Source organism: Paenirhodobacter sp. YD-8 (genome assembly GCF_056590935.1).
The window spans coordinates 124,398-138,371 of the sequence record NZ_CM152649.1; the positions used below are offsets into that span (position 1 = coordinate 124,398).

Genomic DNA, 13,974 nt, shown 5'->3' on the forward strand with positions numbered 1-13,974 from the left:
GCCCGGAATGCCGGTTTTCGCCGATCAGGCCATGAAGGTCTCCCGCACCTGGAACGTCACCCCTTCCGCCTCGGCCAGACGCACCCCCGCATCGGCATCGCTGCGCCCGATCAGCCGATAGGCCGCGGCCCGCGGCAACCGGTCGCGCAGGAAGCGGGCCATGAGATGCCCGTCGACCCGGCCGATCCGGTCGGCCAGCGCCGCCACCAGATAGATCGCGTCATAGCAATTGACCGTGTTCGTGGTCATCGACGGCAATTCGCCCGAGAAACAGCTTTCATAGCGCTCGACCAGCGCGTCGCGGTCATGGCCCCGGCTCGAGTCGAAATAGGCCTGCGCCGCGAACAGGTTCTCGGAACAGCCCTCGGACACGCCCAGAAGCTGCGTTTCCTCGAAGGCGAGGTTGAGGCGGATGATCCGGCGGCTCAGCCCGGCATCGGCGAAGGCGCGGTTGAAGCAGACCGAATCCTCGCCCAGCATCGCCACCACCACCACATCGGGGCGCGCCCGCGCGATCTTCAGCAGGGTCTCGTCATAGTCGCGCTGGCCCAGCGACAGGAAGGCATCGCCGACGAACTCGCCGCCGATCATCCGGATCGCGGTTTCCGTCGTGCCATGGGCGACGCGCGGCCAGATGTAGCGGTTGCCGACGAAGAAGAAGCGGCGCGCGCGCCGGTGGGTGAACATCCAGTCGAGACTGGGGATCAGCACCTCGGCATCGGTGATGCCCAGCGTCGCCGTGCCCGGGCCGCAAAAGCCGCCTTCGTAATGCGGCGTGTAGATATAGGGGGCCAGCCCCGCCAGCCCGCGCCGCACCGCCGGGCGCAGGTTGCTCGACTGCAGGCCGATCACCGCGTCGACATTCTCGTCGATCGCCAGCCGCTGCGCCGCCTGAAAGGCGCTTTGCTGCGTCTCGCCCGAGTCGATATGGACGATCTCGACTTCCTGGCCCAGTACGCCGCCCGCGGCGTTCAGCTCGGCCGCGGCAAGGATCGCCCCGCCCTGGCACCCGAGAGTCCAGAGCCCAGCCAGGCCGTCATGCGAGAGGATCAAGCCGATTTTCATGCGGCAACTGTGTCGCAGCCCGCGCAGGCCGGCAAACGTCGCGCGGGGTGTCGCCGGTGCCGCGCGGCGTTTGCCCATTCTTTGGTCGCCTTTGCCCCTGAGAATGCTGAATTTCGCCCGAAAGCGCGCAAGATCCGCTATTTGATTGATATGTTGTTTGTTTACTTTTCTACTAATTGAAAAGCAACAAATTGGGTCTGTCATGAACGCATATTGCACGGCCGTCGACCTGTCGACGCGGGAAATCCCCGATCTTTCGCTGCTCGAGACGCGGGCGCTGATCGCCTCGGGCGCGGCCAGCCCGCTCGAGGTGACCGAGGCGGTGCTTGACCGCATCGACGCGGTCGATCCGGCGCTGAATGCCTATCTCACGCTGACCCGCGAGCATGCGCTCGAGGCGGCGCGGATCGCCACCGAGGAACGGGCGAAGGGGCTCGACCGCGGGCCGCTGCACGGCGTGCCCTTCGCGCTCAAGGACCTGTATGAGACCGATTTCGCCCCCACCTCGGCCGGGCTTGCGCTGCTGCGCGACAATGCGACCGGGCGCAACGCCACCGTCACCACGCGGCTTGAACAGGCCGGGGCGGTGATGCTGGGCAAGCTCGGCATGACCGAGGGCGCCTATTCGGGCCACCACCCCGAGATGGCGGTGCCGAAGAACCCCTGGAACCCGGCCTGCTGGGCGGGGTCGTCGTCTTCGGGCTCGGGGGTTTCGGTCGCGGCGGGGCTGTGCTTCGGCGCGCTCGGCTCGGACACCGGCGGCTCGATCCGCTTCCCCTCGGCCGCCTGCGGCATCACCGGGATGAAGGGCACCTGGGGCCGGGTCAGCCGCGCCGGGGTCTTTGCGCTCGCCGACAGTCTCGACCATGTCGGGCCGATGGCACGCAGCGCCGCCGATTGCGCCGCGATCCTGTCGGTGATCGCCGGGGCCGACCCCGCCGACCCGACGGCGCTCCTTGACCCGGTGCCCGATTACCTTGCCGCCTGCGCCGGTCCGGTCCGCGGCCTGCGGATCGGCATCGACCGCGCCGCGGTGCTTGAAAACGTGGCGCCCGAGACGGCGGCGGTGATCGCCGACGCCATCGCCGCCTTCGAGGCGCTTGGCGCCGAGATCGTCCCCATCGCCTTCCCCTGGCCCGCCGACGCCACCGACCAGTGGTCGGTGCTCTGCGCGATCGAGGTGGCGCTGGCCCATGCCGGCCGCTTCCCGGAACAGCGCGCGGGCTATGCGCCGCACCTGACCGCGCTGCTCGATTACGGCCACGGGCTTTCGGCGAAAGAGGTCGGCGCGGCGATGCAGTGGCGGCTGGTCTACAACGGTGCGGTGGCGCGGGCGATGCACGGGCTCGACATGGTGCTGTTGCCGGTCACCACCGCGCCGGTGGCCGAGCTTGACAACATCTATGCCGCGCCCTCGGCCGGCGAAAGCGACGAGAACCTCGGCGATCTGCTGAAGTTCACCGCGCCCGCCGATTTCACCGGCCGCCCGGCGCTGACCCTGCCCGGCGGCTTCGACCGCCGCGGCGCGCCGATCGGCTTCCAGCTGGTCGGGCATGCGCTGGGCGAGGCCACGCTGTTCCGCGCCGGTGCCGCCTTCCAGCGGGTGACCGACTGGCACACCCGCCGCCCCGATCTTGCGCCGTTCCGCGGCTAGGCGAGGCGGTCGCGCAGCAGGCGGAAGGCGCGATCAAGCGCGCCTCCGCTCTCCGCCGCGATGCGGATCGCCGTGCCCAGCCCGCCGCGCAGCCGCGCCGCGGCGGCATAGGCGCCGGGCAGATCGAGCGGCCCCTCGGCCAGATCGTCGTGGCCAAGCAGGGTGACCGAGCCAAAGGCCGCCGCCCGCCCCGGCAGGGCGGCAAGCGCGATCAGCCCGGCCTCGTCCACCGCCTGCCGGTCGTGCACCAGCACCCGCCCGGCCGGGTCGGTGACCCGCAGTGCCGAGTGCCAACCGCCACCGGCCGCGGGCGCGGTGGGGGTCTGGCGGCAAAACCCGTCGAACAGGATCGCGACCGCACCGGGCTCGAGGCAAAGCTCGACCTCCTGCGCGAGCTGCGCGCCGGGCATCAGCACGGTCGGGTCGGGCATCTGCCGCAGCACCGCCCCCGCGGCGACGTGAAAGGCCCAGTCAGACCGTGCAGGCCGCGGCGCGCCCCGGTCGGCATGGACCAGAAGCGCGCCCGCACTGACCAGATCGACCCGCGCGCCGGGCTGCAACGTGACCTGGTGGCGCCAGTGGTCGCCCGGCAGCAGCGCCGCCCCCGCGCATTGCGGCAACACCGTGAGCGGCCCGGTCACCCCCGCCCGCCGATAGCCGCGCGGCAGCGACCAGGGCCATTCGACATGACGCGCAAGCAGCGCCGTGCCGCCGTCCGCCGCGCACCCGAAGCGCAGCGACAGCTGGGGCCGCGCGGCCACGTCCTCGCCCCTCACTTGAACAGCACCTCGTGGCGCAGATGGGCGACGACCTCGGCCACGCCCTCGCCACGGCGGCAGACCGTGGCCAGCACCGGAGCACCACCGCGCACCGCCTGCGCCTCGGCCAGCATCTTCGGGAAATCGACGCCGACATGCGGCGCAAGATCGACCTTGTTGATCACCAGAAGGTTCGATTGCACGATGCCCGGCCCCTTCTTGCGCGGAATGTCGTCGCCCCCCGCCACGTCGATCACGAACATCCAGAAATCGACCAGGTCCGGCGAGAAGGTCGAGGCAAGGTTGTCGCCCCCCGATTCCAGCAAGATCAGGTCGAGCCCGGGATAGTCGGCCTCGAGCCGGTCGGCCGCGGCCATGTTCAGCGTCGGGTCCTCGCGGATCACCGTGTGCGGACAGGCCCCCGCCTGCACCGCGCGCACCCGGTCGGGCGGCAATTGCCCGCCGCGACGCAGCCGCTCGGCATCCTCGTCGGTCACCAGATCATTGGTGATCACCGCCGTGTCGATGCCCTGACGCGCCAGCTCGCCCAGCATCGCCTCGATCAGCGCCGTCTTGCCCGAGCCCACCGGCCCGCCGATCCCCACCCGTGCCGCGGTCATCGCAGGAAATACCTCCGCGCCAGCGGCACCTCGCGGGCCGGTTCCACCACCAGCGGCACGCCGTCCGCGGTGGCCGCAAAGGTCTGCGGATCGACCTGCACATCGGGCAGCGCGGCGTTGCGCAGCATGTCGCGCTTGCCGAGCCCGCGCACCGAGCGGATCTGCACGAAATCCTTCAGCACGCCGAGCCGCGCATGGGTGCCCGCCTCGATCGCCAGCCGCGAGACGAAGGTGACGCCCAACCGGTGTTTCGCGCTGCCAAGCGCGCCCCACATCGGCCGATGGATCTGCGGCTGCGCGCCGGCGAAGGAGCCGTTGCCGTCGCCCATCGTCGCCCAGACGATGGTGCCGCCCTTGATCACCAGATCGGGTTTCGCGCCGAAGAAGGCGAAGGGCCACAGCACGATATCGGCCATCTTGCCCGGTGCGATCGAGCCGACCTCGTGGTCGATCCCCGCCGCGATCGCCGGGTTGATCGTGTATTTCGCCAGATAGCGCAGGATCCGCTCGTTGTCGGCGCGCGCGGTTCTTTCCCCGGGCAGGCGGCCGATGCGGTCCTTCATCACCGAGGCAAGCTGCCAGCATTTCGCGACGTTCTCGGCCAGCCGCCCCATGCCCTGGGTGTCGGTGGCGAAGATCGAGATCGCGCCCATGTCGTGCAGCAGATCCTCGGCCGCCATCGACTGCGGCCGGATCCGCGCCTCGGCGAAGGCCACATCCTCGAGCAGATCGAAGCTCATCATATGGGCGAGCATCGTCATCGGCACGCCTTCCTCGAGCGCGGGCAGGGTGAAGGGGTTGGTCGGGTTGGTCGAGGAGGGCAGGACGTTCTCGAACCCGTTCACCGCCAGGATGTCGGGGGCATGGCCGCCACCCGCGCCCTCGGTGTGATACATGTGGATGGTGCGCCCGGCGATGGCGGCCATCGTGTCCTGATAGAAGCCGAATTCGTTGATCGTGTCGGTGTGCAGATGGACCGAGAAATCGGCCGCATCCGCCGCCCGCAACGCGCCGTCGAGCACCGCCGGCGAGGCGCCGAAATCCTCGTGGATCTTCACGCCAAGCGCCCCGCCCGCGACGCTTTCGGTGACCGCGTCGGGGTTCGAGTTGCCACGGCCGAGAAAGCCGAAGTTCAGCGGGAATTCGTCCGCCGCCTGGATCAGCCGGCCGAGCGTGTGCGGCCCCGAGCAGCTGACGTCGAAATTCGGCCCCGGCGACATGCCGATCATCGTCGTCGTGCCACCGGCGAGCGCGTGCCAGGCCTGCTGCGGCGACAGGAAATGCGCATGCGCCTCGATCGCGCCGGCGGTGACGAAATGATTGTCGCCATGCACCACGGTGGTGTTCGGCCCGGTGACGAGGTCGGGGTCGACGCCATCCATGATGTCGGGGTTGCCGGCCTTGCCGATGCCGACGATGCGGCCCGCGCGAATGCCGATGTCGCCCTTCACGATGCCGAGTTCCGCATCGAGGATCACCGCGTTCTGGATCACCATGTCGAGCGCGCCCGAGGCCGCGGTGCCGCTGGTGCGGAACCCCTCGCCGTCGCGCATCGCCTTGCCGGCGCCGGTGGTCAGCTCGTCGCCATACTGGGTGTGGTCGCATTCGATCTCGGCCAGAAGCGAGGTGTCGCCAAGCCGCACCATGTCGCCCGCGGTGGGGCCGTAAAGGCGGGCATAGTCCGCGCGCGAAATCCTCATCCGAGATACCCTTTCGCCTGTGCGCGGGCCATCGCGGCCTCGCGCCCGCCCTCGACCGGGCCCTCGGTCAGCCCGGCAAAACCGTGCACCACCTGCAACCCGCCATAGGGGACGAGCGTGACCTCCTTCTCGATGCCGGGATCGAAGCGCTCGCCACCGCCCGAGGGCCGGTCGAGCCGCATCCCGAAGGCCGCCGCGCGGTCGAAGGAGAGCGCGCGGTTGACCTCGAAAAAATGCGCGTGGCTGCGCACCTGGATGGTGCGGTCGCCGGTGTTCAGCACGCGCAGCACGCGGGAGGGGCGGCCGGCGTTCAGCTCGATCTCGCCCTCGGCGGCGATCACCTCGCCCGGGCGGATCTCGCCCGGCGCGGGCTGGATCGGGTCGAAGACGGTGACGAGCTTGGTGCCTTCGGCCATCGAGACCTCGACCGAGAAGGTGTTGAGCAGGCTCGCCACGCCCGGCTCGACCTGCTCGGCGGTCAGCACGGTGGCGGCATGGCTGACGATCTCGGCATGGGTCAGACCCTGCCGCGCCACGGTCAGCAACTCGTCGGCGATCAGCGCCACCGCCTCGGGATGCGAGAGCCGGATGCCCAGTCGGACATAGCGGCGGGCCAGCTCGGCCGCGGTGAAGATCGTCAGCCGCTCGGTTTCGGTTGGGGTCAGGTGCATTCCGTCCTCCGCTCAGTTGATGAACAGCCGCCCGTCGCGCGGCCGCATCAGCGCGATGTCGGACAGCGGCGAAAAGCCCGCGGGCAGGGTGCCGGGCGCGGGCAGGTCGGCGGCAAGGGCGGCGATCCGGGGGGCAAGGGCGGCAAGCTCGCGCTGCATCGCGATCGCCCCGATGGCGCCCAGCCGCACCGCGGCCGAGAAACAGCCCCGCGCCATCGCCAGCGCCGAGACGGCGAGCGCCGCCGCCAGATCGAGCCCCGAGACCGCGAGGAAATGGCCATGCGCCACGGCGAAATGGCCAAGCCCCGCACGCTCGGCCGCGCGCGCCGCGGGGTCGAGCCCGATCCGCAGCGCGCGCGCCGCGGCGAACAGCGCCTCGCCCGCCTGCACCGAGGCGCCGCGCAGCCGCTCGACGGGCATCAGCCTGTCGATGGTGGCGAACCAGTCGCCAAGCGCGGCCCCGGTGGCGCGGAACCCGCCCGCCAGCGCCAGCCGGTCGAAGCCGTGCCAGCGCCCCTGCAGCTCCGCCAGAACCCAGCCCGACAGGCTGTGCCGGTCGACCCGACCATCGGCCAGCGCGCTTTCCAGCCCCCAGGAAAAGGCGAAGACGCCGCTTGGAAATCCGCTGTCGGCAAGCTGCATCGCCCGCACCAGCGGCATCATGCCCGCCTCCGCGCTCATCCGATGTCGAACCGCGCAAGCATCGCAAGATCGCGCAGCCGGTCGCGATAACGCGCCTCGGGCCCGTCGAGGATGACATCCATCCAGCCCTCGCCGAAGACCACCTTCCAGTGCAGGTTGCCGCACCAGTGACCCAGCCGCAGCGCATCGCCCAGCGAATGCGGCACCAGCCGCAGCCGCGCGCCGCCGTCGATCCGCGCCACGATCGCCATGCCGTCGCGGCAGTAGAGCACCGCGCCATCGGTCAGCTTCTGCGCGCGCGGCAGGGCAATGGCGCAGTCGCGGCCGCGGTCGGTGGTCAGGCGGATGCGCTTGCGCCCGGCCTCGGCCTCGGGGATCGCCACGGTCTCGAGCCCGCCCAGATGGTCGAGCGCATGCAGCATCTCGGTCCAGGGTTCCTCGTCGGCCTGGCCGAGGATCCGGTCGAGCATCAATGGCCCCTCTCCCGTCATCCGCTGTCCTTTCGTGGGCCCGCCCCGGCATGGTGACCGGGGCGGGGCGTTGCTCAGAACGATTTCCAGTCGCCCGATTTCTCGAAGGCATCGCCCAGGGTGTAGAGCGTGCTTTCGTCCCAGAGCTTGCCGACCAGCATCATCCCCACCGGCAGGCCGTCGACCATGCCGCAGGGCACCGACAGCGCCGGGTGATGCGAGATGTCAAAGGGCGCGGTGTTGGGCAGGATGTCGAAGCCGCGCGCGATGATCTCCTCGCGCGAGGCATCGGGGCCCGGCAGCGGCGTCGCCACCTTCGGCACCGTCGGCATCAGCAGCGCATCGTAATCCGCAAGCACCGCGTCATAGGCCGCCCGCAGCGCATAGGTCAGGTTGTGCGCCTTGCCGTAGAAGCGCTTGCCGTATTCGTCATCGGCGAACTGCGCGAAGATCATCGCAAGCTTGAGCGTCTCGGACAGCTCGTCCGCCCGCTCGCGCCAGCCGCGATGGACATCCATGAAGCTGGTGACGTAAAGATCCTGCCGCGAGGTGCCATAGCCGTCGCCCAGCATCATCGTCTGCATCAGCCCCTGCAGGCCGATCGGGGTCCAGATGTCGGGCCCGTCGAGGTGCATCGGGATCGAGACCTCCTCGACGATCACGCCGAGCGCCTCGAGCCGCTTCGCCGCGGCGCGGACCTTGTCGTCGACCGCCGCCTCGGATTGCGGATGGCCGAAGCCCTCCTTCAGCAGGGCGACCTTCATCCCCTTCACCGGCTTGCCGAGCGCCTCGGTGTAGGGCGCGGTCTTCACCCCGATCTGGCGGCAGTCATAGCCGTCGGGGCCGGCCAGCACCTCGAGCATCAGCGCGCTGTCGGCGACGGTCTTGGTGATCGGGCCGGCATGGTCGACGGTGATCTCGATCGGCACCACGCCGGTATAGGGCACGAGGCCGTGGGTGGGCTTCATGCCGACGGTGCCGCAGAAGGCCGAGGGCATGCGGATCGAGCCGCCCTGGTCGCCGCCGATCGCCATGTCGACCTCGCCCTTCGAGACCAGCACCGCCGAGCCCGAGGACGAGCCGCCGGCCGAGCGGCTCGGGTCATAGGGGTTGCACACCGGGCCAAGCGCCGAGGTGTGGCTGCCGCAGGACATGCAGAAGCATTCGCAATGCGCCTTGCCGACGATCGTCGCGCCGGCATCGAGCAGCCGGGTGACCAGCGTCGCGTCGACGTTCGGGATATAGCCCTCGAGCGTCGAGGAGCCATTCATCATCGGCACGCCGGCCAGCATGACGTTGTCCTTCAGGACCACGGTCTTGCCCTTCAGCTTGCCCTCGGGCGCGCCGGGAACGGTCGACTTCACATACCACGCGTTGAGCGGGTTCTCGGCCTTCGGCGGCTGCACGCCCGGCGTGCGCGGGTATTTCACCACGGGCAGCGGGTCGATCATCCGGTCGACCTTGTTGTAGGCGGCGACATAGCCGCCGAGCAGCCCCTTGACCGAGGACACGTCCTCGGGCGAGAGGCTGAGGCCGATCCTTTCGGCCACATCCGCGATCTGGGCGTCGTTCGGAAGTCTGACTGCCATGGGGGAACTCCTTCGGGTTTGCGCGGCACGGCCACGCGGGCAGTTGCATGCGGCACGGCCGCACGGGATCGTTCCCTTCCGCGACCATCGCGAAAGGAAGGAAGACAGGTGTCAGGGCTGGGGATCCGCCGCGGCGGGTCTCCGTCAGGCGGTGAAGCCCATGAAGGCGCTGACCGACCGCGAGTCGGTCAGCTCCGCGCGCGGGATCTCCTTCTCAAGCACGCCGTTCGAGATCGCGTAGACGCGCTTCGACAGGCCTGCGATGAACTCGAGGTTCTGCTCGACGAGGACGATGGTGATGTCGACCTTCTGCGTCAGCGCCGCGAGCGTTTCCGAGATCTCGTCGATGATCGAGGGCTGGATCCCCTCGGTCGGTTCGTCGAGCAGCATCAGCTTCGGCCGCCGGCACAGGCAGCGCGCCAGCGCCAGAAGCTGTTGCTCGCCGCCCGAGAGCGCGCCGCCGCGCCGGTCGAGAAGACGCTTGAGCCGGGGGAAAAGCTCGAGCATCTCCTCGACGGTCTGCGCGACGACAGCCGCCTTGCCGGGGATGCCGACCTGCAGGTTTTCCTCGACGCTCAGGTTCGGGAAGATCTGCCGGCCCTGCGGCACCAGGCCGATGCCGGCGCGGGCGCGGGCGTTGACCGGCTGGCCGAGGACGGACGTGTCCTCGAAGCGGATCTCGCCGCCGGTGACCTTCACATAGCCCATGATCGCGCGCATCAGCGTGGTCTTGCCCATGCCGTTGTGGCCGAGAATGCCGACCACCTCGCCGCGATCGGCGTGAAAATCGACCCGGTGCAGCGCCGGGACCAGCCCGTAGGCGGCCGACAGGCCGGAGACTTCAAGCAGATGCGACATTGGCCTGTTTCCCCAGATAGATTTCCTGAACCTCGCGGTCGGCCATGATCTCGTCGATCATCGCCTCGCGGAAGATCGCGCCGCGGTTGAAGACGGTGACGAATTTCGCGATCTGCCGGATGAAGACCATGTCGTGCTCGACCACGATCACCGCCGCCGAGCGCGCCGATTCCAGCACCAGCCGCGCCAGCCGGTCGCGCTCCTCGCCGGTCATGCCGGCGGCGGGCTCGTCGAGCAGGATCAGCGCCGGCTCGGCCGCCAGCACCATCGCCAGTTCCACAAGCTGGCGCTGGCCGTGCGAGAGAGTGCCCACCTCGCGCTTCGCCAGATGGGTGATGCCACAGCGCTCGAGCGTCTTCTCGGCCAGCTCCTTCGCCTGCGCCGCCATGTGCTTGCGCCGCGAGGACAGCCGGACGTTCTCATAGACCGAGACCCCGTCGAACACGTTCGGCATCTGCGTCTTGATGCCGATGCCGAGGTTGACGATGTCATGGGTGTTCCACCCGGTCATGTCCTCGCCCTTGAAGGTGACGCTGCCGCGGGTCGGGATCAGCTGGCCGGTGAGGCATTTGAAGAAGGTCGACTTGCCCGCGCCGTTCGGCCCCAGCAGGCAGCGCAGCTCGCCGTCGCGCAAGGTGAAATCGACCTCGTCGACCGCGGTGACGCCGCCGAACTGCATCGTCAGGCCGCGGGTCTCGAGGATGTTCGTCCAGTCACTCATCGGCCTTGCCTCCGGTCTTCTTCCGCCGCGCCAGGGTCCAGCCATCGACGATCAGCTTGCGCAGCGTCGGCACGATGCCCTTGGGCAGGGCCAGCACCAGCACCATCATGATCGCGCCAAGGACGGCGAGGCTGTTCAGCAGTTCCATCGTGCCAAGCTTGAGCGTCAGCCATTGCAACAGGATCACCCCGATGATCGGGCCGACCAGCGTGCCGACGCCGCCCGCCATCACCCAGACCAGCGCCTTGGCCGACATCTCCATCGAGAAGGCATTGGGGTCGATGAAGGCCTGATAGGTGGCCCACATCGCGCCGGCGAGCCCGGCGATGCCCGAGCCGATGGCAAAGACCACCAGCTTGTGGCGCCGCACGTCATAGCCGAGCAGCGAGGCGCGGGTCTCGTTCTCGCGGATGCCGATCGAGACGCGACCGAAGTCCGAGGCGATCAGCAGCCGCAGCACGATGTAGACGACGATCAGGAAGCCCATGAAGACCTGGAACATCTGCACCGGGTCGAGCATCGCCTCGGGCTCGCCCGGGATGTTCATCACCGGGATCGAGGGGATACCGTTGAAGCCGCCAAGCCGCGCCTCGCCGATCGCGTATTCGGGGCCGGCGGTGTGGTTCGCGAGCTTCCAGAACAGCAGCGTGACCACCATCGTGACGACGCCGAGGTAAACGTCCGACAGCCGGCCGTAGAAGATGAAATAGCCCAGCGCCGCGCCGAAGAGGCAAGGGATCGCGAAGGCGAGGATCAGCGGAATGGTGGTCTCGCCGATGTTGATCGCGGCGACGGCGAAGGTATAGGCGCCGAGCCCGAAGAAGGCGGCCTGACCAAAGCTCAGGATGCCGCCGAAACCCCAGATGTAGCCGAGCGACAGCGCGAACACGGCCAGCACCACATATTGGGTGATCTGCATGATGGTGAACATGTCGAGCACCACCGGCAGGATCAGCATCGCCGCAAGGCCGATCGCGACCATCACGTAGAAGCCGGGGTCCCGGAGTACGGATTTCTCCATCTGCTGGGTCTCCTCAGAGGGAACGTTTGAAGATGCGGCCGGTGATGCCTTGCGGCAGCAGGCGCAGCAGGACGAGCGCGGTGACCAGAAGCGCCGCATCGCCATAGACGGGGCCGGTCAGGAAGGTGACGCCCTGGCTGATCGTGCCGAGCAGCGTCGCCGAGGACAGCGTGCCCGCGATCACCGAGGCGCCGCCGGTGATGACGGTGATGAAGCTCTGCCCCACCAGGTTCATCCCCATCGTCGGCACCACGCCGGTGACCGGGGCGAGCAGCCCGCCCGCGAGCCCGGTGATCGCCGAGCCGATGCCGAAGGTGGTCATGTAGACCCAGCGGGTGCGGATGCCGAGCGCCTCGGCCATGTCGGCGTTCTGCATCGTGGCGCGGGCGATCAGCCCGGCCTTGGTGAATTTCAGCACGCACCAGATCGCCACCAGCACCAGCACGGCAAAGCCGATCAGCACGAAGTTGTAGATCGGCACCTGATAGGCGCCGATCTTCATGCCGCCGAACGGCGTCGAGACCCCCTGCACGGTATTGCCGAAGATCATCGTGACGCCGCCCATCATCAGCATCGACAGCCCCCAGGTGGCCAGCAGGCTGTCGAGGATGCGCCCGTAGAGCCGCTGGATCACCAGTCGCTCCACGATGATGCCGAACACCCCCACCACGACGGGAGCGAGGATCAGGATGGACACCCACTCGTTGACGCCGGCATTGGTCGAGATGACGACGGTATAGCCGCCCAGCATCAGGAACTCGCCATGGGCGAAGTTGATGATGCGCATCATGCCGAAGATGATCGCAAGGCCCGAGGCCAGCAGCACGAGCCAGGCGATGGCCCGGATCATCTCGAGCGCGACAACGAGTGTGTAATCCATGTCGGTGCTCCGCCTTTCAGCTTACAGGCTGATTTCGTACTGGGTGTTCGACTTCGGATCCTTGATCAGGTCGCACACCATCTGGGTGTCTTCGGGCTGCGAATCCGGGAAGGTCTCGTTGATGCCGAAGACGCCGTCCTTGCAGGTGGCGATATAGACGTCGCGCACCGCATGCTGGGTCTTGGGGTCGATCTTCACCTTGCCCGCCGGCATGTCGTAGGTCTTGCCCGAGGTCAGCACCTCGAGCAGCGCGTCGCGCTTGGTCGAGCCGGCTTCCTTCACCGCGTCGGCCCAGATCTTCATGCCCTCGTAGGTGACTTCGGAAATCTCCGACATCACCCATTTCTTGTCCGGGTATTCCTGCGCGACCTTCTCGAGGAAGGCCTTGTTGGTCGGGTTGTCGATCGCCTCGAAATAGCCGAACGAGGCGATGATGCCGTCCGATTCCTCATGCGTCAGGATCACCTGCTCGGTGCCGCCGGCGCCGTAGACGGTGGAGACGATCGGGATCTGGCTCTTCATCCCGGCCGCCGCCCACTGGCGATAGAAGCCGAGGTGCGAGGTGCCGACCATCGCCGAGAGCACGAAATCGGGCTTCGCGCCCTGGATCTTCGAGATCGTCGAGCCGAACTGCGCCACGTCGAGCGGGAAGAACTCGGTCGCGATCACCTCGCCGCCGTTCTCCTCGACATAGCGCTTCACCCAGGCCGCGGTGATGTGGCCATAGTTGTAGTCGGCGGCGACGGTGTAGACCTTCTTGCCGTAGAGGTTCATCGCATAGGGGATCACGCGCTTGACCGTCTGCGCGGGGGTGGTGCCCAGCGTGATCTCGTTGCGGTCGCACACGCCACCTTCATACTGCGTGTTGTAGAAGTAGAAGGTGTTGTAGCGGTGGAAGATCGGCCGGATCGTCTCGCGGCTGGCCGAGGTGATGCCGCCCATGACCACGTCGACCTTGTCCTTCAGCGCGAGCTGGGTCGCGTATTGCGAATAGAGCGACATGTTCGACTGCGGGTCGTAGATCACCGCCTCGACCTGCTTGCCCAAGAGCCCGCCCGCGTCGTTGATCTCCTTGATCGCGAGCTGGAACACCTGGTTCATCGGCACACCGGTGGAATCGAGCGCCCCCGAGAGGTCGTGCAGACCGCCGACCTTGATCGTGTCGGTGCCCGCGCGGGCCACGAGCGGCGAGGCAAGCGTCGCGGCCGCTGCGGCGCCCGTCGTGTAGAGGAAGTTGCGTCGGCTGAGCTTGGTCATTTCGAGAGCCCCTGTTGGAAACGGATGCTCGATCAAAGGCAGATTCATTGAATTATCAAATATCGAAA

At 68.2% G+C, this 13,974-nt stretch carries 14 protein-coding genes; 1 reads left to right on the forward strand and 13 read right to left on the reverse strand.

What is annotated here, in order from left to right; translation table 11 throughout:
- Positions 1 to 24 precede the first annotated feature (24 nt).
- Complete coding sequence (locus AC0QTQ_RS00570; protein ID WP_480257824.1) at positions 25 to 1,065, reverse strand: substrate-binding domain-containing protein; 1,041 nt, start codon at positions 1,063 to 1,065, stop codon at positions 25 to 27.
- 202 nt (positions 1,066 to 1,267) lie between these two features.
- Here AC0QTQ_RS00570 and AC0QTQ_RS00575 point away from each other — a divergent pair, with 202 nt between their 5' ends.
- Positions 1,268 to 2,719, forward strand: a complete 1,452-nt coding sequence (locus AC0QTQ_RS00575) for an amidase (RefSeq protein WP_480257825.1) — start codon at positions 1,268 to 1,270, stop codon at positions 2,717 to 2,719.
- Here the strand turns inward: AC0QTQ_RS00575 and AC0QTQ_RS00580 are convergent.
- The 12 genes from AC0QTQ_RS00580 to AC0QTQ_RS00635 all read right to left on the reverse strand — a co-directional run bounded on the left by AC0QTQ_RS00580 (position 2,716) and on the right by AC0QTQ_RS00635 (position 13,906).
- Entirely contained in the window at positions 2,716 to 3,480 is a 765-nt protein-coding gene (locus AC0QTQ_RS00580) for an urease accessory protein UreD (protein ID WP_480257826.1), read from the reverse strand. The genes AC0QTQ_RS00575 and AC0QTQ_RS00580 overlap by 4 nt on opposite strands.
- An 11-nt stretch (positions 3,481 to 3,491) precedes the next feature.
- On the reverse strand, positions 3,492 to 4,097 hold the full coding sequence (ureG, locus tag AC0QTQ_RS00585) for an urease accessory protein UreG (protein WP_121534270.1): 606 nt from the start codon (positions 4,095 to 4,097) through the stop codon (positions 3,492 to 3,494).
- Positions 4,094 to 5,797: an urease subunit alpha gene (gene ureC, locus AC0QTQ_RS00590; RefSeq protein ID WP_480257827.1), complete on the reverse strand. Its 1,704-nt coding sequence runs from the start codon at positions 5,795 to 5,797 to the stop codon at positions 4,094 to 4,096. Before ureC ends, ureG begins: the two co-directional genes overlap by 4 nt.
- The gene (gene ureB / locus AC0QTQ_RS00595; RefSeq protein ID WP_480257828.1) at positions 5,794 to 6,468 is read right to left on the reverse strand and encodes an urease subunit beta; all 675 of its coding nucleotides are present in this window, start codon (positions 6,466 to 6,468) and stop codon (positions 5,794 to 5,796) included. Before ureB ends, ureC begins: the two co-directional genes overlap by 4 nt.
- Positions 6,469 to 6,480: 12 nt before the next feature.
- Complete coding sequence (locus AC0QTQ_RS00600) at positions 6,481 to 7,131, reverse strand: urease accessory protein UreF (RefSeq protein ID WP_480257829.1); 651 nt, start codon at positions 7,129 to 7,131, stop codon at positions 6,481 to 6,483.
- A 14-nt stretch (positions 7,132 to 7,145) separates the two neighbouring features.
- Positions 7,146 to 7,580: an urease accessory protein UreE gene (locus AC0QTQ_RS00605; protein ID WP_480257830.1), complete on the reverse strand. Its 435-nt coding sequence runs from the start codon at positions 7,578 to 7,580 to the stop codon at positions 7,146 to 7,148.
- 74 nt (positions 7,581 to 7,654) lie between these two features.
- The gene (locus tag AC0QTQ_RS00610) at positions 7,655 to 9,169 is read right to left on the reverse strand and encodes an amidase (protein WP_480257831.1); all 1,515 of its coding nucleotides are present in this window, start codon (positions 9,167 to 9,169) and stop codon (positions 7,655 to 7,657) included.
- Between the two features lie 144 nt (positions 9,170 to 9,313).
- The gene (locus AC0QTQ_RS00615; protein WP_121534264.1) at positions 9,314 to 10,027 is read right to left on the reverse strand and encodes an ABC transporter ATP-binding protein; all 714 of its coding nucleotides are present in this window, start codon (positions 10,025 to 10,027) and stop codon (positions 9,314 to 9,316) included.
- Positions 10,011 to 10,748, reverse strand: a complete 738-nt coding sequence (locus AC0QTQ_RS00620; protein WP_121534263.1) for an ATP-binding cassette domain-containing protein — start codon at positions 10,746 to 10,748, stop codon at positions 10,011 to 10,013. Before AC0QTQ_RS00620 ends, AC0QTQ_RS00615 begins: the two co-directional genes overlap by 17 nt.
- Positions 10,741 to 11,769 carry an ABC transporter permease subunit gene (locus tag AC0QTQ_RS00625; RefSeq protein ID WP_121534262.1) on the reverse strand — a complete coding sequence of 343 codons (1,029 nt, stop codon included), beginning with the start codon at positions 11,767 to 11,769 and terminating at the stop codon, positions 10,741 to 10,743. The genes AC0QTQ_RS00620 and AC0QTQ_RS00625 overlap by 8 nt, the downstream gene beginning before the upstream one ends.
- A 13-nt stretch (positions 11,770 to 11,782) precedes the next feature.
- On the reverse strand, positions 11,783 to 12,649 hold the full coding sequence (locus AC0QTQ_RS00630) for a branched-chain amino acid ABC transporter permease (protein WP_113901945.1): 867 nt from the start codon (positions 12,647 to 12,649) through the stop codon (positions 11,783 to 11,785).
- Positions 12,650 to 12,670: 21 nt separating this feature from the next.
- Entirely contained in the window at positions 12,671 to 13,906 is a 1,236-nt protein-coding gene (locus AC0QTQ_RS00635) for an urea ABC transporter substrate-binding protein (RefSeq protein ID WP_121534261.1), read from the reverse strand.
- Positions 13,907 to 13,974 lie beyond the last annotated feature (68 nt).